17 protein-coding genes are annotated in these 21,274 nt (G+C 34.9%); 12 read left to right on the top strand and 5 right to left on the bottom strand.

Annotated elements, in window-relative coordinates; translation table 11 throughout:
• Window positions 1-739 precede the first annotated feature (739 nt).
• The 3 genes from ACHRVX_RS23285 to ACHRVX_RS23275 form a co-directional block, all read right to left on the bottom strand.
• A complete protein-coding gene (locus tag ACHRVX_RS23285) occupies window positions 740-1,231 on the bottom strand; it encodes a DNA-deoxyinosine glycosylase (protein ID WP_395336856.1) in 492 nt (163 codons plus the stop codon).
• Between the two features lie 90 nt (window positions 1,232-1,321).
• Window positions 1,322-1,906 (bottom strand): ferritin-like domain-containing protein, encoded by a 585-nt coding sequence (locus tag ACHRVX_RS23280; RefSeq protein WP_395336854.1) that lies wholly within the window; start codon window positions 1,904-1,906, stop codon window positions 1,322-1,324.
• Between the two features lie 17 nt (window positions 1,907-1,923).
• Window positions 1,924-4,068 carry a catalase gene (locus ACHRVX_RS23275; RefSeq protein ID WP_395336852.1) on the bottom strand — a complete coding sequence of 715 codons (2,145 nt, stop codon included), beginning with the start codon at window positions 4,066-4,068 and terminating at the stop codon, window positions 1,924-1,926.
• 304 nt (window positions 4,069-4,372) lie between these two features.
• On the opposite strand from ACHRVX_RS23275, the gene ACHRVX_RS23270 reads away from it, so the two are divergent.
• The 5 genes from ACHRVX_RS23270 to ACHRVX_RS23250 all read left to right on the top strand — a co-directional run bounded on the left by ACHRVX_RS23270 (window position 4,373) and on the right by ACHRVX_RS23250 (window position 9,148).
• Entirely contained in the window at window positions 4,373-5,029 is a 657-nt protein-coding gene (locus tag ACHRVX_RS23270) for a DUF6766 family protein (RefSeq protein ID WP_395336850.1), read from the top strand.
• Between the two features lie 24 nt (window positions 5,030-5,053).
• Window positions 5,054-5,533: a CinA family protein gene (locus ACHRVX_RS23265; RefSeq protein ID WP_395336848.1), complete on the top strand. Its 480-nt coding sequence runs from the start codon at window positions 5,054-5,056 to the stop codon at window positions 5,531-5,533.
• 24 nt (window positions 5,534-5,557) lie between these two features.
• Window positions 5,558-7,744, top strand: a complete 2,187-nt coding sequence (locus tag ACHRVX_RS23260) for a hypothetical protein (RefSeq protein WP_395336846.1) — start codon at window positions 5,558-5,560, stop codon at window positions 7,742-7,744.
• Between the two features lie 252 nt (window positions 7,745-7,996).
• Window positions 7,997-8,749, top strand: coding sequence for an SDR family oxidoreductase (locus tag ACHRVX_RS23255; protein WP_395336844.1), 753 nt, complete (start codon window positions 7,997-7,999; stop codon window positions 8,747-8,749).
• Between the two features lie 114 nt (window positions 8,750-8,863).
• On the top strand, window positions 8,864-9,148 hold the full coding sequence (locus tag ACHRVX_RS23250) for a hypothetical protein (protein ID WP_395336842.1): 285 nt from the start codon (window positions 8,864-8,866) through the stop codon (window positions 9,146-9,148).
• A 109-nt stretch (window positions 9,149-9,257) separates the two neighbouring features.
• Here the strand turns inward: ACHRVX_RS23250 and ACHRVX_RS23245 are convergent, their stop codons facing one another.
• Together ACHRVX_RS23245 and ACHRVX_RS23240 are read right to left on the bottom strand one after the other, a co-directional pair.
• Window positions 9,258-9,443: a DUF3606 domain-containing protein gene (locus ACHRVX_RS23245; protein ID WP_395336840.1), complete on the bottom strand. Its 186-nt coding sequence runs from the start codon at window positions 9,441-9,443 to the stop codon at window positions 9,258-9,260.
• Window positions 9,444-9,474: 31 nt separating this feature from the next.
• On the bottom strand, window positions 9,475-9,702 hold the full coding sequence (locus ACHRVX_RS23240; RefSeq protein ID WP_395336838.1) for a hypothetical protein: 228 nt from the start codon (window positions 9,700-9,702) through the stop codon (window positions 9,475-9,477).
• Window positions 9,703-10,136: 434 nt separating this feature from the next.
• Between ACHRVX_RS23240 and ACHRVX_RS23235 the strand changes: the two genes are divergently transcribed.
• The 7 genes from ACHRVX_RS23235 to ACHRVX_RS23205 all read left to right on the top strand — a co-directional run bounded on the left by ACHRVX_RS23235 (window position 10,137) and on the right by ACHRVX_RS23205 (window position 20,634).
• Window positions 10,137-10,697 carry an RNA polymerase sigma-70 factor gene (locus ACHRVX_RS23235; RefSeq protein ID WP_395336836.1) on the top strand — a complete coding sequence of 187 codons (561 nt, stop codon included), beginning with the start codon at window positions 10,137-10,139 and terminating at the stop codon, window positions 10,695-10,697.
• Between the two features lie 137 nt (window positions 10,698-10,834).
• The gene (locus ACHRVX_RS23230) at window positions 10,835-11,992 is read left to right on the top strand and encodes a FecR family protein (protein WP_395336833.1); all 1,158 of its coding nucleotides are present in this window, start codon (window positions 10,835-10,837) and stop codon (window positions 11,990-11,992) included.
• 137 nt (window positions 11,993-12,129) lie between these two features.
• Window positions 12,130-15,774 (top strand): SusC/RagA family TonB-linked outer membrane protein, encoded by a 3,645-nt coding sequence (locus ACHRVX_RS23225; RefSeq protein ID WP_395336831.1) that lies wholly within the window; start codon window positions 12,130-12,132, stop codon window positions 15,772-15,774.
• A 4-nt stretch (window positions 15,775-15,778) separates the two neighbouring features.
• On the top strand, window positions 15,779-17,203 hold the full coding sequence (locus tag ACHRVX_RS23220) for a RagB/SusD family nutrient uptake outer membrane protein (RefSeq protein WP_395336829.1): 1,425 nt from the start codon (window positions 15,779-15,781) through the stop codon (window positions 17,201-17,203).
• A gap of 6 nt (window positions 17,204-17,209) precedes the next feature.
• Window positions 17,210-19,648 (top strand): zinc-dependent metalloprotease, encoded by a 2,439-nt coding sequence (locus ACHRVX_RS23215; RefSeq protein ID WP_395336826.1) that lies wholly within the window; start codon window positions 17,210-17,212, stop codon window positions 19,646-19,648.
• A complete protein-coding gene (locus ACHRVX_RS23210) occupies window positions 19,645-20,166 on the top strand; it encodes a DUF3347 domain-containing protein (protein WP_395336824.1) in 522 nt (173 codons plus the stop codon). Before ACHRVX_RS23215 ends, ACHRVX_RS23210 begins: the two co-directional genes overlap by 4 nt.
• A gap of 9 nt (window positions 20,167-20,175) precedes the next feature.
• Window positions 20,176-20,634 (top strand): hypothetical protein, encoded by a 459-nt coding sequence (locus tag ACHRVX_RS23205; protein ID WP_395336821.1) that lies wholly within the window; start codon window positions 20,176-20,178, stop codon window positions 20,632-20,634.
• Window positions 20,635-21,274 lie beyond the last annotated feature (640 nt).

Genomic DNA, 21,274 nt, shown 5'->3' with positions numbered 1-21,274 from the left:
TGTAGTCCCTACGGAACAACTGTTTGATGTTAATTTTTTTTAATTAATATTTTTATCGCAACGTTTTGAATTGCCTTAGCTGGAATTTGTATAAAGTACTTAGGAACTGGCTTTAGCCAAATTTAGCATTTTGGGCTAAAGCCATCTTATTACTGATAAAGCATCTCCAGCTAAAGCTAGAGGCTAGTCAATAAATTAGATACTTAAAACTTGACAACTCTTAGATATACTTATTAAAATGTGCAGTCCCTACGGGACAAATGCGGATTCGGATTTTGTTTTTTATTACCAATATTTAGTCCCTAAGGGACAATTGTTTGATGTTGATTTTTTTCTACCAATATGTAGTCCCTATGTGACAATTGTTTGATGTTGATTTTTTTTACCAATATTTAATCCCTATGGGACATTGTTTGATGTTGATTTTTTCTACCAATTTGTAGTCCCGGCGAGACAATTGTTTGATGGTGATTTGTTTTTTTACCAATATTTAGTCCCTATGGGACAATTCTTTGATGTTGATTTTTTTCAACAAATATGTAGTCACCGCGGGACAATTGTATGATGTTAATTTCTTTCTGCCAATATTTAATTCCTAAATAATAATCTCTACAGCATATAATTTGCAACGCTTAATTCAAAAAAAATATTCCGTTAGGAATTAAATGTTGGTAGAAAAAAATATTCGCCATAACCAATAATGTCCCGTAGGGACTATACTATTGATACAAATACTTCTCTAAATTCCTGATATTTCGGCTAATTTTCTCCAACTATCAATTTTTTCAGAAAGCGGAATCCCCGCATTTAATCCGCTTGTTGATGGCATAATGAAATAGGTTATATCTTCTTTTGCTTGTACATATTTCTGATAATATTTTGCCGCAGATTTACTTTCAAAAAAGATGTATTTGATATCAGGATATTGAAGGTGAAAATTCTCGAAATCATTCACTTTTTCATCTTTAATTTTAGAATCGCTGCTGCCAATTCTGATACAATTTGCAAGAACGTTCCATAAAGCAACTTTGTGAGAGTTTAATAAATCCTTGCGATCCTCATAATTCAAACTATAATCCTGATGAAAAATGGTAAACATAATTCTCCAGAAATGATTGCCTTTATTGCCATAATATTCCTGCTTTGCAATGGACTGGTCGCCAGGCATTGTTCCCAGAATTAATATCCTGTTTGAATTATTTATAAGTGGAGGCAAAGCTTCTTTGTACATTCTGATTTGTAATAATGAAAAAACATCTGTAGATGATACAGATGTTTTTTTTGAATTAATAATTAGTAAAGTAATTTTTAATGTTAATCATTATTCAGCTGCTACAATATTAACTGCGTTTAGCGCCACATCATTAAGCAAACAGTCAGCCTCTTTTTCTTCGGCCAGCGTTTGCGTCAATAATTTTGCAGCATCATTTTCACCAAGTGTTTTGGCAAATGCTACAAGAGTACCGTAAGTTGCAATTTCATAGTGTTCGATTTTTTGCGAAGCCGCTATAATACCTGCATCACGAACAGCTCCGGGAACAGTTTCTTCAAGAATGCTGTCGCCTTCTTTTAAAAGTCCCGCCATAGCTTCGCATTTTTTTCCTTCGGCTTTTTCTCCCACAATTTCAAATACCTTTTCTAAACGTGTAATTTGGTTTTGAGTAACTGCGTGGTGTTCTTTAATGGCGCTTGCAAGACTTGCAGCTGTTGCATTTGCTGCCATTTTAGGCAAAGCACCCACTAAAGCGTTTTCTGCCCAGTAAATATCTTTAAGGCTGTCAATAAATAATCCTCTTAATTCTGTAGTTGCATCGCTTGCAGGTTCTACAATTGCACTAGCGTTATTTGGAACACTGTCATTAGTATTGGCAGCTTTTGTTGCGCTTGGTTTTTCTGAATTTTTCATAAGGTTTGATTTTTTTATTAGTTGTATACGTTTTTTTCACGATCCCAGATACGGTGTTTTCCCATAGCTGCAATAAATTCCTGTGCAAATGCGTCAGATGCTGCATCGCCGGATAATATAATTCCTTCGTCTTCATTAGTAATTTTTGCTGCAAAAGGAGCTGCATTAATTACGTTTATAGCTTCACCATCGGCACCAATAACTTTACAGTGTTTGTAAGCATCTGTCAGGAATTCATTTACATCATCATTGTCAATTAATACTTTAACGCCCAAACCATCAGCTACATAAACAGCATCAAATAATACTGAAGAGGCAGTAAGGAAACTAAAATCAACATGAATTGCTCCGTCACTGTCAGTAAGTACAGATCCCAGATGTGGCGCGATAATGCAGCCTTTTGCGTCTTGTTTTAACAAGGCACTTTTAATATTCATAACGCTGGCTTCAGATACACCATCTGCGCATATTACAGCTACTTTTCGTGATGCGATAGTTGGCGAGTTTGTTGGGTTTTTAAGCATGGTCAAAGCATCAGATGATGTTACAGCCTGATCTACAGTTTGCGGCTCATGTTTACCCGAGTCCAGATTTTCGGGTGATACTCCGTGATTAAGTGGAGTTTCTAATACCGGCGGAACCGTAGCACCAAGTCCTATTGCGACTTTTTCTGCCAGTTCCATATCAACTTGTGAAAGTAATCCCAGCATTCTCAATCGAATTGCAGTAGTTTCTACTTTCCCTAGTTCAAAGCGAAGTGCTTTTATAATATGACTTTTTTCTACAGGCGTCTGGCTGTTGAAAAATAATTTGGCCTGACCAAAATGATCATTAAAACTTTCGCTTCTTTCTCTTACTTTATGCGCATCGATGCGTTCTTCAAAGCTTGAAAAACCACCTTCGCTTATTTTTGCCTGATAAGGACATCCGCCACCAAGTGAATTTGGGTGGTAACTCACACGGCCTTTATTGATTTCCTGACGCATATGTCCATCACGTTGATTGTTGTGAACAGGAGCTACACTTCTGTTGATTGGGATTTCATGAAAATTTGGACTTCCTAATCTTGATAATTGTGTATCTGTGTAAGAAAATAAACGGCCTTGTAATAATGGATCGTTTGAGAAATCAATTCCTGGTACAACATGTCCCGGATGAAAAGCAATTTGCTCCGTTTCTGCAAAGAAATTATCCGGATTTCTGTTTAAAACCATTCTTCCCACGATGGTTACGGGAACTAATTCTTCAGGAACCAATTTTGTTGGATCCAGTAAATCAAAATCATATTTGTTTTCATCTTCGGCAGGGATTATCTGCACACCTAATTCCCATTCCGGGAAATTCCCCATTTCGATAGCTTCCCATAAATCTTCTCTGTGGAAATCAGGATTTTTTCCTGAAATTTTTTGAGCTTCATCCCAGGCTACGGCGTGAGTTCCTAATTTTGGTTTCCAATGGAATTTTACAAAGGTAGATTCTCCGGCTTCATTAATTAATCTGAAAGTATGAACACCAAATCCTTCCATCATACGGTAACTTCTGGGAATGGCACGATCAGACATTACCCACATAATCATGTGCATAGATTCTGGCATTAGCGAAATAAAATCCCAAAATGTATCGTGTGCAGATGCTGCTTGTGGAATTTCGTTATGCGGTTCCGGTTTTACGGCATGAATCAAATCAGGAAATTTAGAGGCATCCTGAATAAAAAATACAGGAATATTGTTTCCTACTAAATCATAAATCCCTTCCTGAGTATAAAATTTTACAGAAAATCCGCGAACATCACGCGCTAAATCTGTAGAACCTCTGGAACCTGCAACAGTAGAAAATCTTGTAAAAACCGGAGTTTTAAGTCCTGCTTCCTGCAAAAATCCTGCTTTTGTTAATTCCGGTATTGGATTTGTAACTTCAAAAAAACCATGTGCTCCTGAACCTCTTGCATGTACAATTCTTTCCGGAATTCTTTCATGGTCAAAATGGGTAATTTTTTCTCGTAAAATAAAATCTTCCAATAAAGATGGACCACGTTCACCAGCCTTGAGTGAATTGTTGTCGTCGTTAATTTTGACACCTTGGTCAGTAGTTAAAAATTTGTTAGTCCCATCAGATTTATTGATGGACAAATCTCGTTGTTTTTCATCTTGTGAATTTTCCATAATGTCTTTGTTTTTTATTGATTTTACTTAAAAACTGATGTTAGAATTTTTCATAATTCCTAAAGCTGATTTTTAAGGTTTTCAAATTTACTTTTCACATTTATGTTTTTTTTACATAATTATAAGATCATTATTACAAGATTATAACCTGCTGTAATTAAATAGTATACGAATTAAATGTTATCGTGTATCAAACTTTTCATTAATTACATATCAAAATTGTAATTCTATAAAAAGCAGCCATAATGATGTAAGGTAATGTCTTGATAAGATGACAAATTTGTAGTAATCAAAACTTATTATTATGAAAACATTCTTACGCAACAATGGCCTTTCTATTACTTTTTTTTTGCTGTTTATAGCTACGTTATGCGGGCAGGTAATTTTTGGATTTGAAGAACATAATAAAGAACTTATTGATGAAGGTGCATCTGCCATATCATTTTTCCCCTATTTAACTTCAGGACATTTTGTAGAGTCCACTTTTGAAAATTGGGAAAGTGAATTTTTACAAATGGCTTTATTTGTATTACTGACCATTTTTTTACAACAAAAAGGCTCATCAGAATCTAAGGATTTTGATAAAGAGGAAGAAGTAGACAGAGAACCATCGCCAAATCGAAAAGATGCGCCGTGGGCAGTAAAAAAAGGCGGATTTATTTTAGCGATCTACAAACACTCGCTAACTATCATTTTATTTTTGCTGTTTTTTATTTCACTCATTTTACATTTTTTTGGAAGTCTGAAAGATCAAAACGAACAACTTTCCTTAAAAGGGCTTCCTTTAGAAACTGCTTCACAATATATTGGAGATTCACGATTTTGGTTTGAATCTTTTCAAAACTGGCAAAGCGAATTCCTGTCTGTGTTTGCCATTATTATGCTGTCTATTTATTTTCGACAAATTGGTTCATCACAATCTAAACCTGTTGATGCCCCACATATGGAAACCGGAGAATAATATTCAACTTAAAATAGCACAATTATGCCATCAGAAATTATTACAGAGTGCAGTAAACTTATTGCCCAAAAAGGCTGGAATATTGCTTTTGCAGAAAGCGCATCGGCTGGGAGACTTAGTGCCGAATCTTCCCTCACGCCAAATTCAGGAGATATATTAAGAGGTGGAATTGTTTGTTATGAAGTTTTTGTAAAGGAACAAATTCTAAAAGTTCCGCATTATTTAATTAAAGAATTCACGCCTGAATCTATGCAGGTTACACAGGTTTTAGCACAACAAGCGGCGCATTTTTTTAATTCGAAAATAACAGTGGCTATTACAGGACTTACAACCGCAGGAGGTAGTGAAACCAAAGAAAAACCCGTTGGCACAATATTTTTATACATCATTACACCTGTAGGCAACATTAGCCATCAGGAAGTATTTTCAGGTAATCCCGAAGAAATTGTACTTAAAGCTGCTGATCTTGCGGCGGCATTAATTACAAAGAAAATAAGTGAATAGTTAACCCATTAAATTTTAAAATACATGCAATCAATTTCACCATGGACTGCTACAGTGCAGTCTGATCTTGAAAATAGCACGGTTTTGTGGGAGAAGAAATTCCGTGATTATACCTTTCAATTATACAATACAGGCGATTCCTTATGGATTGTTACATTATGGCCCAATCAGGGAAAAATGGCTTTTAGGGCAGCTTTTGGTTTAAACAGCTGTTTTGAAGTAACCAATTTATTTGATGACGGTCAGGCAATAGTAATTAATATGACAACAAGAATTGGGAAATACGAGGTAACAATCGATTTCCCTAATGGTTTATCGCCATTATTACATTATAAAACATCATTTAAAGCAGATTTTCCTATAATGATTCCGTTTTGGCCTCGTGATATTTTGCCTTTAACAGAAAGCGGAAATGTCGAAAACACCTTTGGAAACATCCACACGCATCAAATAGGAGCGCGGTCAGGACATCTTTTTTTAAGTATGACCAAACCTAAAACCGGATCTGTATTTTACTTTCAGGATTTAGGTTCTTTAAGTGCTTATTGTGAAGCTACAGGAACATCTGTGGCGGAAAAAGTAGGAGGAGACTGGCCGGAAATAGGTTTTCAGTTACCGCTGACAGAAAATTTGCCATTGCCGTCAGATCAGGATTATATTCTATCAGATGCCTATGTATTATTTTCTGAGCAGATTGCCGAAGACGATATTCAGGTTACACATCAATTTTTAAATAACTTAGGAGAAATATACAAATGTCTGCCTCATCCTGAAACCGAATATCATAATTGGCTGGAAATTGCTAAAAAATGTCAGGAGGATTTATATCACAACAAAGGCTGCTGGACACAAACTAACGGTATTCCGTATTTGAATGCTTATTTGTGCGATTACGACACACCCTCAGAAGTTATGGTTCAGCTTGCGGTGTTGATGCCATTGAAGGAACATATGGAGTGGACAGGAGAAAAACATCCGCTTTTTGATGATTTACAAAAAGGTATTTCGGCATTTTATGATGGGGATATTAAAACCATAAACCGCTGGCTTCCGGCTTTGTATGATAAACTGGACGGATCAGAGGAACAAAAGGAAAAAATGGTGATGGATTCCTGGTATTTACATCATCCGTTAATGAACCTAAGCAGACTTGCCTTAAAAGGAGAAAAATTTGCCGAAAAATTATTGCTTGATTCTATTCAGTTTGCCATAAAGGTCGCGCGTCATTTTGATTATGAATGGCCGGTTTTTTATAAAATGGATACCTTAGAAGTCATTAAGGAAGAAACCGTGCCGGGGCAAGGCGGAGAGAAAGATGTTCCGGGTTCTTACGCTCATTTAATGCTGTTGGTGTATGAACTAACAAAAGATGAACTTTATTTACGAGAGGCAAAAAAAGCGGTAAAAAAACTTATTGGTTTAGGCTTTCAGATTTTTTATCAGGCAAATAACACCGCTTTTTCTGCCGGAGCATTATTGGATCTTTATAAAATAACGGGCGAAAAAATGTATCTCGATTTGAGTTTTGCCTGTCTCGCGGGATTATTTAAAAACATGCAAATTTGGGATTGCCAATATGGTTTCGGAAAAAACTACCCCAATTATTTTTCCATTTTTCCGCTTAATGATGCGCCATATACTGCAGTGTACGAAGAACATGAAGTATATGCCAAGTTTTGCGAATACATGATAAAAGCAGAAGATGTGGACATCTTGCCGGCCTTAAAGATTCTGCTTCCTGAATTTATAAAATATTCCGTTACCAGAATGCCCTATTATTATCCGTCACAATTGCCGGAAGAGATGCTTTCTGACGAAGTAAAAACCGGAGAATTACAGCCGAAATTATGGATTCCGCTTGAGGATCTTTATACCGGCTGGGAAAAAAGCGGTCAGGTTGGTCAGGAAGTTTATGGTGGTGGCGTTGCTTTTGGTGTCGTACCAAGACAATATTGCAAGGTGAAAGGCGAGGACTTTTTGATATTTTTTGATTATCCGATTAAAGGCTTTAAAAAAGTTAAAAATGCAATCACCTTCAAAACTTTAGGCAGTGAGGAATTCTCCTGTAACGTCAAAATTATTTATCCAAAGAAAATTCAGAAAAATGTAAAAGTCACCCAAAATAAAAAAGAGATGGAATGCTCATTTTCTGATCCAGCCATTTTACATTACAAAATAGCAGGAAACAGTCAGGTTAAAATAGTATGGTAAAGAAGCATTTCATGATTTTAGTAATTAGAAAATTTTCTAAAATGCACAACTGAAAATATTGTAAAAGTTGCTCTTTAAACTATAAAAAAACTATTAGTCATTTTTTTAACTTTAAATAACTGAAGATTAAGTGATTATTTGTAAAAATGCAACTCAGTTTTTGAAGTTGCATTTTTACTTTTAATATTTAACCGAATTATTTGTAAAGCAATAAAAGCAAAATATAGATCACGATAAAAACATCGAAGACTTATGAAAAATTTAAAGGAATACTTTGGCTCGAATATAGAGGATAAAAATATTATTATCACCGGCGGAACAACAGGAATAGGAAAAGCTACTGCGGAATTATTGATTTCACTTGGCGCAAAAGTTCTTATTTTTGGACGTGATCAGGAAGATTTTAATACGGCATTAGAAGAAATTACGGCAAATTATCCTGATGCTAAATTATTTGGTGCTCCTGCCGATGTTACAAATGAAGATGATATTAAAAAAATTCTGGACATTGCAGATCTTGAAATGGGCGGAATCGATATTTTAATCAATAATGCCGCAGTTTCAGCACAAGGAATAACGGACAACGAGGATTGGAAATATGTAATTGATACTAATATTAAAGGTTACATTGATTTTGCCCAGCAAGCGGTTTCCCGAATGAAAACTCAAAAGTCCGGACATATTGTAAATGTTGGTTCCATGAGTGCTGAAGTCCGTAATCCGGAAAGTACCATTTATGTAACAACCAAAACGGCTATTAACGGTTTTACTGCTGCACTTCGTAAAGAAATAAATCCGTTTGGGATCAAAGTAAGTCTTATAGAACCCGGAGCGGTAATGTCTGACATGCAGCCCGGAACGAAAGAAGAGCAAAGGGAAAAAATTGAAAAAATGGAAATGCTTGAAGCTGATGATATTGCCATGAGTATATTATTTACCTTGTCTCAGCCTAAAAGATGTGATATTGTGAGCATGCAGATAAGACCTTTATTACAGATTATTTAATTATTTGAAGCTTTAATTTTTATCTGAATTCTATAATATTTATCGCAAATTATATAAATATAAGAATATTGATGGTAATATATTTGGACTTATACAACTAAAAATAAACTCATTATGAAAAACATACAAATCAAAACATTCTTAGTAATCGCTTTCGCAGGTTTAGCATTTTCATGTAAAAAAAATGAAACTGCTCCGGCTGATAATTATGACGCGACTACAGATTCTACACAAACACAAATAGATAGCGTTGGACCTAATTCAGATACAACTGCTGTTGGCGCGGGAACAACAGGTGCTACCGGCGAAGGTACTACAGGATCCGGTTCTGCCGGAACAACACAAAAAGGAAGTAATACGAATGTGAAAACAGATTCGACCGGTACAAGTGGCAGATAAAAATCTCCATTTGTTGATTTTTTGATGTTTTAAAAAAAACCTGTAACGAGAAATCGTTACAGGTTTTTGAATTTTAGAGTACTGGTCTCCTGGCTAGTGTCTAAATGCATTAAAATTTGCTTTGTAATACTTCTTCAACTTCCTGAGCTGAATTAGTTCCAGCTTTGTCAATTGCAGCTTGCAGATCTTCTTTAGTAACGCCAAATTTTTCTGTCCAGTAATGCACTTCATGTTGTTCGTTCATATTGATTCTGGATCTGTCCTGAGAACCTCTGTTCGTTAAATCGTCGCTCATAATAATTAAAATTTGTGGTTAGTTGATAGTTTTAGCTATTCGTTGCTGCACTTCCTGTACTTCCTGCACCTCCGGAATTATTATTTCCGCCTTCATTACGATCCGGATCAGTTCCAGCTTCATCGTCTTCATCAAAATCTCCCCAGTCTCCTGTATTCGCATTTTCACGAGTTTCATCTTTTTTATCTGAATTAACAGCCTGGCTATGATAAGGGCATTTTTGAAGTTCTTCAGCACTATAATTGTTTAAATTTTCCATGATTGTGACTTTAAATTGATTAATGACCTCAAAATTAGTTCGATACAAGAATTTATCCTTATAAAAAAATTGGGTTTTGTTATTAAATTATCATGTAATATTGAAATATAAGTTTAACTTATATAAATTTTAAATAAAGATCGAGAATTTCTGTTAAATGCAAAATGCTGTTCAAATGTTATGTATTATAGCAAAAATCAATTAAGATAAATAGTATTAAAGCCATAAAAAAACTAGAATTTAGCCAGTAAGATAATTACTAATATTGTTTTTTTATAATAATTAAAATATTCTTTATTTGTCATATCCTTAATTTTTACTAAAAACGGATCTATTTTTTGCCATTATTCAGAGAAATCGAATTGAAATTTGCTTATAACTTATATTTGTATAGATTTGTTTTATTAAAATATCAGGTTATTTAGAATATAAAATTGGATATAAACCTTGTCTTATCAGAACTTCAAAAACAAAACAAATCTGTTTATAAAAATGTCTTTAATCAATTTTATAAAGGAATGGTTCTCTATGCCAATAATTTTTTGTTCGATCAGCAAACCAGCGAAGATATAGTTCAGGAAGTTTTTATCTGGTTGTGGGAAAATGCAAAAAACATCGAAATTAATACTTCGCTTAAATCTTATCTTTATGCTATGGTGCGTAATAGATGTCTGAATTATCTCAAATCTATTAAAATAACTGATGACCTTAATCTCATCGATTTAAATTCGGCACTACTTTTAGAGGAAGATATCGACAATATTTCTGAAGATGAAAAAGCAATTATCTACAGACAGATTTTAAAAATCGTTGAAGGTTTCCCCGCTAGTATGCAGCAAATTTTCAAACTTAAATTTGTAGAAAATTATAAGTACAATGAAATTGCCGATGAATTAGGCATTTCTGTCAATACCGTTAAAACCCAGCTTAAAAGAGCCAAACTAAAAATTGGAGAATCAATCCCTCTTTTATTGGCGTTATTTCTTCATCATTAATAAGAAACATTTTACTAATAAATGTTTTTTTAATTATTTCTTCATTTTTTCTTAATCTTTTGTCACCCATTATTCTATTTAAGTTGTCTTAGTTACAAATTACATCAGGTAATTGTTAATTTAAAGAGATTCTGAAAATGGAATTTAAACTGATCATAAAAAAAATAAACGATACTCTTACTCCGGAAGAAGCATCAATTTTTGATACATGGTACAACGAGTCCGCTTTAAACAGGGATTATTTTAATAATGTTCAAAACAATTTTGAAAACGATAGTAAAGAGGTCGATCTTGATCTTGCCTGGAAATCGATTAATGACAAGATCACTCCGAAAACTTCCGGAAAAAATAAAAAAGCATATTACAAATATGCCATTGCTGCTTCTGTAACTTTATTAATGGGGTCTGGAATATTTTATTTTACAAAATCAAAAAAACAAATAATTCAGGTTGCCGAAAAACCTCAGGAAATTGCTCCCGGAGGAAACAGAGGAATCCTGACACTCTCAAACGGAAAACAAATTATTCTGGCTAATATTTCTGCAAAAGATACCATCGCAAAAGAAGGTAAACAGGAGGAAGTTACCATCAAAATGAGTGCAAACGGAGTAATTACATACATTATAAATCCAAATGCCGATACTTCAAAAAATGACCCTAATGCATTCAATACACTTTCAACACCTACAGGCGGACAATACAATATTGTTTTGGCAGACGGAACAAAAGTATTTCTAAACGCAGTTTCGGCTATTAAATATCCAACTCAGTTTAATGGAAATCAAAGAATAGTAGAGCTTGAAGGTGAAGCTTATTTTGAAGTTGCCAAAAATAAAAACAAACCTTTTATAGTAAAATCCAGTAATCAGGCTATCGAAGTTTTGGGAACTCATTTTAACGTACACGCTTATGAAAATGAAACTGTTGTAAAAACTACTTTGCTGGAAGGAAGTGTAGCGGTAACTTCTAAAAATCAAAAAGCAATTTTAAAACCGGGACAACAATCTAATGTAGCTGACAATGTAAATAAAATTGCCATTAGGGAAGTAGATACACAAGCTGCTATTGCCTGGAAAAACGGACGATTTAAATTTGATAACGCAGATTTAAAATCAGTTATGAAACAATTAGAACGCTGGTACGGCATTAAGGTCGAATACCGTGGCGATGTATCGGATGTTCGATTTAACGGCGGAACGTTTATGAATAAAAATTTATCTGAAGTATTAAAAGTACTGGAGCTTAGTAATATAAAATTTAAAGTCGAAGGAAAAACGATTATCGTATATCCGTGATTTTAAATTGACCCGAATATATTGAGTCTGTAAACTAAAAAACCAGAAGCAGTTACGATGCTTCCGGTTTGTTTCAAAAGTTTATAGCCAGTATAAGTTTGTCCACCTATTGTTTAACTATAACCAAATGTAAATGTATGAAATTTAATTTACAACCAAAAAAACCTTCCAAAGCATCGGAAAAAAAGATTCCGGGATTTGATTTTTCTACTTATTTAAAGGTATTTAGTGTATTGTTTGTGCTGTTTTTCAGTTATACAAGTCAGGCACAAAATGTCTCTGTTAATTTTAAGGATGCCCCACTTGAAACGGTTCTGAAAGAAGTGGCAAAACAGGGAAATTATGAAGTTTTCTACACGCAGAAATTGCTTAAGGATGCTAAACCGGTAACCATTAATGTTAAAAATGCTTCTTTAAAAGAAACGCTGAATCAAATATTTGGCAATCAGAATTTAAAGTACACGCTTGCCAATCAAACCATTGTGGTAACTGCCGGAATAGAAAAAGCAGAGAAGTTGGGAAACGGATTAATCGATATACGCGGAAAAGTACTAAACAGTAAAAATGAACCTTTTCCGGGAGTAAATGTGTATGTTTCGGGCACGAACAAAAACAGTATAACCGATTTTGACGGAAGTTTTTCTTTTGATAATGTGCCCGCAGATGGTATTGTAGAATGTTCAGGATTGACTATTGAGAAAAAATCTTTTTCGATTAGCGGCCGAACTGAATTGACTCTTGTAGTTGAAGATAAAGTTTCTGCAATGAAAGAAGTCGTAGTAACCGGTTATCAAACTATTGAAAGAGCACACTTTACAGGCTCAATCTCTAAAATTGATGAAAAAACCTTAAACGAGAATATCAATTCTAATTTATTAGGTGCAATTGAAGGACGTGTTGCTGGTTTGATGTTTCAAAAAAATGTGACGGGAAACGGGGCCGATAAACCTATTTTAAGAGGTATTGGAACATTTTCTTCCCTGGAAGTTGGTTATAGTCCGCTTATTGTGATTGATGGTTTGCCAACCGAAATGACTTTGGATGAAATTAACCCTTATGATATAGAAAGTGTTGATGTTCTTAAAGATGCCGCCGCTGCTTCTATTTACGGTTCAAGAGCTGCAAACGGAATTATTGTTTTAACTACCAAAAAAGGAAACGGGAGGTTAAAAGTTACCATCAATTCGGATTTCTTTATTAGCACAAAACCCAATTTGAGAGATATGAATTACGCTTCAACAAGCGATATCATGGATTTTGAACAAGCTGTCTACAATAGAGAAAGAGCAAGATTTGCCAACACGGCTTCAATGTTTAGCGGTTACGGAGATATTGGCAACAGCAGTATGAAATATTACAGTCCGCTTTATCAGCTGAACAGGGATTTAGAAGATGGTAAAATCAACAATGCCGATTATAACACTACGATTTCGCAATGGAAAAAAAACGACTACAATAAAGATTATAGCGATAATGTATGGCAAAATGAATTAAGACAACGTTACAATATTGCCTTTTCAGGAAGTACAAGCAAGCAAAATAACTATGTTTCTTTTAATTATGACGAAGCAAAAGGACGTATCATCAACAACAAAAGCCGATCTTTTAATTTATATGCAAAAAGCAGTTTTCAGGTGAATAACTGGTTAAATGCTACAGTAGGATTAAACGGAACCTATAGTAATGAAGATGTTACAGATGGAAGTTATGGCAATTATGATATTCAAAAAAGATACGAGCGCATTACGGATGATAACGGAAATCTTGTACAATCCCAATTTGTAGGTATTAACGATGGTTTTACGTCCGGCAGCGTTATTAATCCTGCTGTAGCGGCAAAAATAAATAGTTTAAGCGGTTTTAAACCTGTTACTTTTAATGTTGTCGATGCGCTTAATGAAGGTATTATTCAGCAAAACTCATTGAATTTAAGAGCTTTTGCAAATATAACAGCCAAGATTTGGAAAGGTTTAAGCGCCAGTACACAATTTCAGTATGAAGTTAAACGAAATGATAACGAGCAATATAATGACATCAACTCTTATAAAATGCGTTATGCCATTAATTCCTTAACAGGCTATAATCCTGCAACAAATGCGTACACTTATGTAGATGGTTTTTCTACAGGAGGGCGATACAAACAAATAAGCAGTCAGGTAAGCAATTATTCGTTTAGAAACCAATTAGATTATAGCCAGGAATTTAGCGAAGGCAAACATGCTATTAATGCTATTGCCGGTTTTGAAATGAGAGAAACTTTTGTTCCCAGAAGTATTGAGCAATTAAGATACGGTTATGATCCTGTCACACTAAACTCAGCCGTAATCAATAGTCTTGCTTTGAGCCAAACCGGAGTTGCAAGTTATATTTATGGAAACAACAGGACTTTAGCCGCCGGATCAAGATCGCAACAGGAAGTGTTACACCGTTATTTTTCGGTTTTCAGCACTTTAGGTTATACTTTTTTATCTAAATATAACGTAACCGGAAGTTACAGAGTAGACAGAGCAGATTTATTTGGAGTAGATCCTAAATATAAAAACCGTCCCTTATGGTCCGCAGGTTTAGGGTGGAATGTAAGCAGTGAAGAATTCATGAAACCAATAACCTGGGTCAACAATCTTAAACTAAGAGCAACTTATGGGGTGAACGGAAACATAGATCAAAGTACAACTCCGTATGTAACAGCGACCAGAAAAAATGATGTGTTATATCAATCTTTACAATACATCAATATTACGGCACAGCCAAATCCTATGTTGCGATGGGAAAAAACACAAAGCACTAACGTTGGTTTAGATTATGCGTTGTTTCGTAATAGATTAAAAGGAAGCATCGATGTATATCGCAAATACAGCAGTGATTTATTGGCCACAACAGATTTAGACCCTACAGTTGGTGCATTAAACAGAAGAATTAACGCAGGAGCATTACTAAACAAAGGAATTGAATTTAGTATTGGATCTGACTGGTACAATAATGGAAATTTTCATGTTAGTTCAAATGTAGTTTTAGGCTTTAACAGAACAACAGTTAAAAAAATTACCAGATCCGAGTCTCTTGCTTCAGTTTATGTGAGTTCGCCGCTGGATTACTTTTTAGAAAATGAGGTTTTCAATAGTCTTTATGCTTATAAATATGGCGGAACCACAAATGGATATCCGTATATTTTAGATGAAAACGGAAATCCGTCAATGACTTTTGATGCCAACGGAAATCCAATATCTACGACTATAAAAACCATTAATAATCCTGATGCTTTAGTAAATATGGGAAGTTTGACACCTACGTATTCAGGTTCACTTTCTCAACGATTTTCATACCGACAATTTGATCTGAATATGCTTTTTGTTTTCTCAGGCGGAAATGTAATGCGCAAAGAAACAATTGACATGAGTTCTGATGCGGTCAATCTTTCCGGTATTACAGATCGTTACACAGATGCACAACCTAATGGAAATACGCGTTTATATGTAGATTTTGACGAAAGCGTTAGAAATTATGCAGGAACGATCAGCAGTCAATGGCGAAATTCAGATGTAAATGTTGTCGATGGAGATTATATCAAACTTAGAAACATTTCATTAGGTTACAGTTTACCAAAATCATTTGCCAACAGAATCAAAATGTCATCGGCTAAATTCACTTTTCAAATGAATAATATCTGGTATTGGAGTGCTGCCGGAAATCATATCGATCCCGAAGTATATTCAGCAAACTCCGGCACACGTAATTTACCATTGCCAAAAACGTACTTATTTGGTTTTAATCTTACTCTTTAAAAAAATGAAACACCTACATATTATACTGCTTTCGCTGATGATGTTAACTGTAGCATCTTGCGAAGATTACACTGATGTAACACCAAAAGGAGCATTAGTTATCGAAACTGCCGACCAATTTCATGAAATGGTATCGTTGCCCAATAGAGGATATCCTATCAATAACTTTCAGTATTTATCAGACGATCAATGGATGAGAGAAGCAAACGTAATAGGACGAACTCCAAACATCGATATTATCAATTTTACTTTTGATGAAACCACAGACAGAGTTTCCTTAATGACCGGTTCCAGCTTTTATAATCAGGCATACAATTATATTAACAGATGGAATACAATTATTTCATTAGTAAATGATAGTGATGGAGATGCAGCTACCAAACAATTAGCAAAAGCCGAAGCCAAAATTTACAGAGCTTACGATCACTTTTTGTTAGTAAACACGTACGCAAAAGCATATGATCCGCAAACCGCCGCTAAAGATGGAGGAATTTGTATCATGGATAAATTTGATTTAGAAGCACAGCCCGCAAAATCTACAGTTGCGCAGGTTTATGATTTTATTCAGAAGGATATTGAAGATGCTTTACCATATCTTCAGGAAAAACCACTTGATGTTTACCATCCTTCACTGGCATTTGCTTATGCATTTAAAGCCAAAGTTCATTTGTTTAAGCGTGAAATTGCAAGTGCTCAGGCTGCTGCAGAAAAATCACTAAGTTATAATAATCAAATATTTGACCTAGTAGCCTACAATAAACAAGGCGGACCAACGGCGGTTGCTGTTCCGGCACCCAATAATGTCGAAGTATTGAGTTATATGTACATGACAGGGTATAATGAAATGAACTTTGCGCAAAGCTATGTGATAAGCCCGGAGTTGAGAACTTTATTTGGAACCAATGATGCGCGCTTTAATTTGTTTTTCAATGCTACAAGTACTACAAACCTGGATCAGGGTTCAAATACCGCCTATTGGGCAACACAATACACAAGATTTTTTTATTCAACTGTTGGTATGAAAACCACAGAAGTTTATTTGATGCTTGCCGAATGTTATGCAAGAGAAGATAAATTCAATGACGCTGTTAATGTTTTGAATACATTAAGAGCAAAACGTATTTTGTCCGGTACGGTAAATCTGGCTGTTCCTGCGAGTAGAAAAGAAACTATGGAACTTGTGGTAAACGAACGCAGAAAAGAATTGCTTCTCGGCTTTAATCGTTTTTTTGATTTAAAAAGATTAAACAATGAAACAGATTATGCAAAAACAGTTATAAGAGTGTTTCCGCTTGTAAATAAAACAGTTCCTCAAAAAACATACACGTTACAGCCTGATTCCAGATTATACATTATACCATTTCCATTATCTGCGCTGTCAAAAAATCCAAAGCTTACCTTAAACACGAACGAAACAGTTCCATTTTAAAATACAATGAAAAAATTACTTATATTATTGATCATGCTCGCTGCCGGACAACAGCATGGTTTTGCCCAGACACCGGAAAAAAAAGCCGATAGTACAAGTACGCCGCAAAAAGGAGTACAGCCATACGAGAAAATAATCAAAGAAGGTTCTAAAAGCAAAACAGGTCTTTTTGTAGTTAGTCAGGTAGATGCAAAGTATTACTTTCAAATTCCCGACAGTTTGTTCAATAGATATATGCTTGTTGTAACCCGCTATCTTTCAACTCCTGAAGGAATGGGAACTTTTGGTGGTGAAAAAGCCAACGAACAAACTATTTATTTTGAAAAAGGAGCGAACAATACTGTGTTTTTAAGATCATTGCAATACAAACAAGATGTCCGCAATGCTAACTCGATGCTGGCAAAAGCATTAGCAGGAAGTAATGAAAATCCAATTGTTGCCGCTTTTCCAATAAAAACAACCAATCCAATAACAGGAAACGTTGTCATTGATGTAACAGATGTTTTTAAGAAAGACAATCCGATGTTTTCATTAGAGAATAAAGAAAAAACAGAAAAAAAACTGACTTCCCTGTCTGATGATAAATCTTTTATTGAAACAATAGATACATATCCGATTAATATCGAAGTAAAAACCACAAAAACCTACACCAGCACAACAGCAAGCAGCGGAAGTATAACATTAAGATTAAATACTTCAATCGTATTGCTTCCAAAAATACCAATGCGCAAACGTTTTGCCGATGAAAGAGTAGGTTTTTTTGCAAATAAATATGTATTGTTTGATGACGATGAACAACGTGCACAGACAAAGTACATTATTCAGCGTTATCGTCTGGAACCAAAAGACAAAGACATTAAGAAATATCTTAACGGGGAATTGGTTGAACCAAAAAAACAAATTGTGTATTATATTGATCCGGCAACGCCCAAAAAATGGAGACCTTATTTAATTGCAGGAATCAACGACTGGCAAAAAGCTTTTGAAGCAGCAGGTTTTAAAAATGCAATTGTGGGCAAAGAATGGCCTGAAGAGGATCCCACAATGAGTTTAGAAGATGCAAGATATTCGGTAGTACGCTATTATGCCTCAGAAACCTCAAATGCTTATGGACCACGCGTAAGTGATCCAAGAAGTGGGGAAATCATCGAAAGTCACGTAGGCTGGTACCATAATGTGATGAAATTAGTACAAAGATGGTACATGATTCAGGCAGGACCGCTTGACGCAAGAGCCAGAAAAATGCACTTAGATGATGAATTAATGGGACAGTTGATTCGGTTTGTTTCATCACATGAAATTGGGCATACCATAGGTTTACGCCATAATATGGGAGCCAGCAGCGCAACTCCCGTAGAAAAATTAAGAGATAAAAAATGGGTAGAAGCAAATGGTCATACCGTTTCTATTATGGATTATGCCCGTTTTAATTATGTGGCACAACCCGAAGACAATATCAGTCCAAAAGGTATTTATCCGCGTATTGGTGCTTACGACAAATGGGCAATAAAATGGGGTTATGATTATTATTCAAAAGCAAAAGATGAATTTGAAGAAGAAAAAATCCTGGCTAAATTAACCACAGATAGTTTAACAGCCAATCCTAAATTATGGTTTGGAGGAGAAGGAAAAGAAGAAGATCCCCGCAGTCAGACAGAAGATCTTGGCGATGACGCAGTACTGGCAAGTGATTACGGAATCAAAAATTTAAAACGCGTTGTTCCCAATCTTGTTCAATGGACGTATCAGCCAAATGATGCATATGATAATTTATCAGATATGCACAAAGCAGTGGTCAAACAATACGGTTTGTACCTGTACCACGTGCTAAAATATATTGGCAATAATTACGTAACCAAACGTACTGTTGACGAAAAAGGTTTAGTATATCAGCCGGTTCCTAAAGCGAAAGTAAAAGCAGCCGTCGATTATGTTGGCCGACAATTATTTGTCGCTCCTTTATGGATGTATCCGCAAGAAATAAGTCAGCTGGTTTCTTTAAAAACACAAGATCAAATTTCAGAGCAGCAAAATCAGGTTTTAAATATGCTTTTAAGTTCCGGTATGCTTTATAATATCAGCCTTAAAGCCATGCAATTTGATGGAGCTTACTCTGTTCCTGAATTTCTGAATGATTTGCAGCAAACGGTTTGGGTAAACTTTAGCGGAGATGAAAAATTAGATTTTTACAGGCGAGCATTACAACGCAGTTATGTTGACAAGTTAAACATGCTTTTATTACCTAAGGAAGTTGAACCTGGCAAAGCATTAAATTCCGCACAACGCAGTGATATACGGTTATATGCAAAACAGCATATCTTAAAATTACGAACCGATGTTACAAAGTTAATGAGTGGAACATCAGGATTAAACAAAGAACATTTCGAAAGTATTCTGATCGAAATAGATAAAATAATTTCTAAAATAAACAGTACTACACTATGAAAAAAATAATAGTCATAGCATTCATTTGCATCAGCACTTTGGCGCAAGCCCAATTAACATCAAAAGAAGAAGTTACTACTGAATTAGTAGCAAAACGCGAAGCGCAAAAAAAAGAAATCACAAATAATTATCTCGTTTTGAAAAACAATCTTATAAGTTCAGACAGTCTTTCAGTAGTTAAAAATGCAGGTGTGTTGCAAAATTCATTGCAAAATTTCAAGTTTAAAAAGTTAAACCTGCAGCAAATGAACGAGGCGATGAAAACAAGAAAAGAAATTATAGCTCTCACAGCCGAAATAACAGCAACAAAAAACATCAATAAACAACGCAAAATTTTTGAAACATTATCAGCTAAATTTTGGGAACTGACACCAAAATTAAAAGCAGATGAAACCAAGTTATATCTGCAAGTTTGCCCAATGACAAGCGCGACTTGGCTAAGTGATAGCAAAGAAATCAAAAATCCTTATTATCCAAAAAATATGCTGACTTGCGGTGAAGTAAAAGCAAGTCTGTAAAAGTTAGTTTTGAATTTAGTTGATAAAATACGGTTTTCTGCCAAGGAGCCGTATTTGTCTTTTATAAAATACAATAAATTTAGGCAGGAAGAGAGCACACTACTAATAGTAAAGAGATTTTTTCCACTCCTATATATAAGGATTGATTTCGTTCTCCAACCCGACAGTTTTTTTAACCTGTCGGGTTTATTTTTTCATACCTATATAATAGGAGAGTTTTTATCCAACGAAGAGGAGCAAGACCTTATCATTAAGTGTGGAATTTGGAATTTAGAAAATTTGAAGTTTAATTTTGTTTTGGAGCTATTCCCGATGTCCTTCCAATCTTTTGTGGTGAACCCCACCACAAAAGATTGGAAGGACATCGGGGCTAGGGCAGTAGTTGTTAGAATAGACATTAGTGATAGCAAAAAAGAAACCGCTTCAAAAGAAGAAACTTTGCGCTTTTGCGACTTTGCGCGAAATTGACAAAGCGCTCTGTGTTTAGAAAGCGTTGAAGCATCAAATCAATTTACAAGTCATCATAAAACAGCACTTAAATCTGCGAAGTCCATAAAACAGACGCATCTTATAACGGTAAAATTACGAAAAGAAGAATGCTCTGCTGAAAATTCCTATAAATGAAAAAATTGGTAAAAAGCTAAGTTTTGTATTATCAGAGCGTTAAGGAAAAGTTATAAAAAACATTGAAATTATACAATAAAAAGGCTTGTAAATGTAAATAAAGGTGCTACTTTTGCACCCGCAAGAGCGACAGAGGTTCACTGAAATACTGACAGGCATTACAAATCAAGGAGAAAATTTATTTTCAAAAAAGGATTTAAAAAAGCTTGTGGGATTTGAAAGAAGAAGTTACATTTGCACCCCGCAAAACAGGGAAGTTCATTGAGAGATTGGTAAGGTTTGAGAGGAAAAAGGAAATGAAAATTTCTTAAAAAAAAACTTCAAAAAACATTTGCCGGTTAGAAATAATTTTTCTACTTTTGCACCCGCTTTGAGAAACAAGCGAAACAAAAATTGAAACACGTTCGTAGACATATTGAATTGACAGCCGTTTTAGCAGAGATGTTAAAACAAAAGAATAAAGAGTAAGATAATCGAGAGATTT

The sequence above is a fragment of the Flavobacterium sp. FlaQc-47 genome (assembly GCF_044006475.1).
GTDB lineage: Bacteria > Bacteroidota > Bacteroidia > Flavobacteriales > Flavobacteriaceae > Flavobacterium.
This window is presented reverse-complemented; position numbering and strand designations above follow the sequence as displayed.

Excerpts from the sequence above, each read along its gene's own strand:
- ACHRVX_RS23285 (WP_395336856.1), bottom strand. The coding sequence starts at position 1,231 with ATGTACAAAGAAGCTTTGCCTCCACTTATAAATAATTCAAACAGGATA.
- ACHRVX_RS23280 (WP_395336854.1), bottom strand. The coding sequence starts at position 1,906 with ATGAAAAATTCAGAAAAACCAAGCGCAACAAAAGCTGCCAATACTAAT.
- ACHRVX_RS23275 (WP_395336852.1), bottom strand. The coding sequence starts at position 4,068 with ATGGAAAATTCACAAGATGAAAAACAACGAGATTTGTCCATCAATAAA.
- ACHRVX_RS23270 (WP_395336850.1), top strand. The coding sequence starts at position 4,373 with ATGAAAACATTCTTACGCAACAATGGCCTTTCTATTACTTTTTTTTTG.
- ACHRVX_RS23265 (WP_395336848.1), top strand. The coding sequence starts at position 5,054 with ATGCCATCAGAAATTATTACAGAGTGCAGTAAACTTATTGCCCAAAAA.
- ACHRVX_RS23260 (WP_395336846.1), top strand. The coding sequence starts at position 5,558 with ATGCAATCAATTTCACCATGGACTGCTACAGTGCAGTCTGATCTTGAA.
- ACHRVX_RS23255 (WP_395336844.1), top strand. The coding sequence starts at position 7,997 with ATGAAAAATTTAAAGGAATACTTTGGCTCGAATATAGAGGATAAAAAT.
- ACHRVX_RS23250 (WP_395336842.1), top strand. The coding sequence starts at position 8,864 with ATGAAAAACATACAAATCAAAACATTCTTAGTAATCGCTTTCGCAGGT.
- ACHRVX_RS23245 (WP_395336840.1), bottom strand. The coding sequence starts at position 9,443 with ATGAGCGACGATTTAACGAACAGAGGTTCTCAGGACAGATCCAGAATC.
- ACHRVX_RS23240 (WP_395336838.1), bottom strand. The coding sequence starts at position 9,702 with ATGGAAAATTTAAACAATTATAGTGCTGAAGAACTTCAAAAATGCCCT.
- ACHRVX_RS23230 (WP_395336833.1), top strand. The coding sequence starts at position 10,835 with ATGGAATTTAAACTGATCATAAAAAAAATAAACGATACTCTTACTCCG.
- ACHRVX_RS23225 (WP_395336831.1), top strand. The coding sequence starts at position 12,130 with ATGAAATTTAATTTACAACCAAAAAAACCTTCCAAAGCATCGGAAAAA.
- ACHRVX_RS23220 (WP_395336829.1), top strand. The coding sequence starts at position 15,779 with ATGAAACACCTACATATTATACTGCTTTCGCTGATGATGTTAACTGTA.
- ACHRVX_RS23215 (WP_395336826.1), top strand. The coding sequence starts at position 17,210 with ATGAAAAAATTACTTATATTATTGATCATGCTCGCTGCCGGACAACAG.
- ACHRVX_RS23210 (WP_395336824.1), top strand. The coding sequence starts at position 19,645 with ATGAAAAAAATAATAGTCATAGCATTCATTTGCATCAGCACTTTGGCG.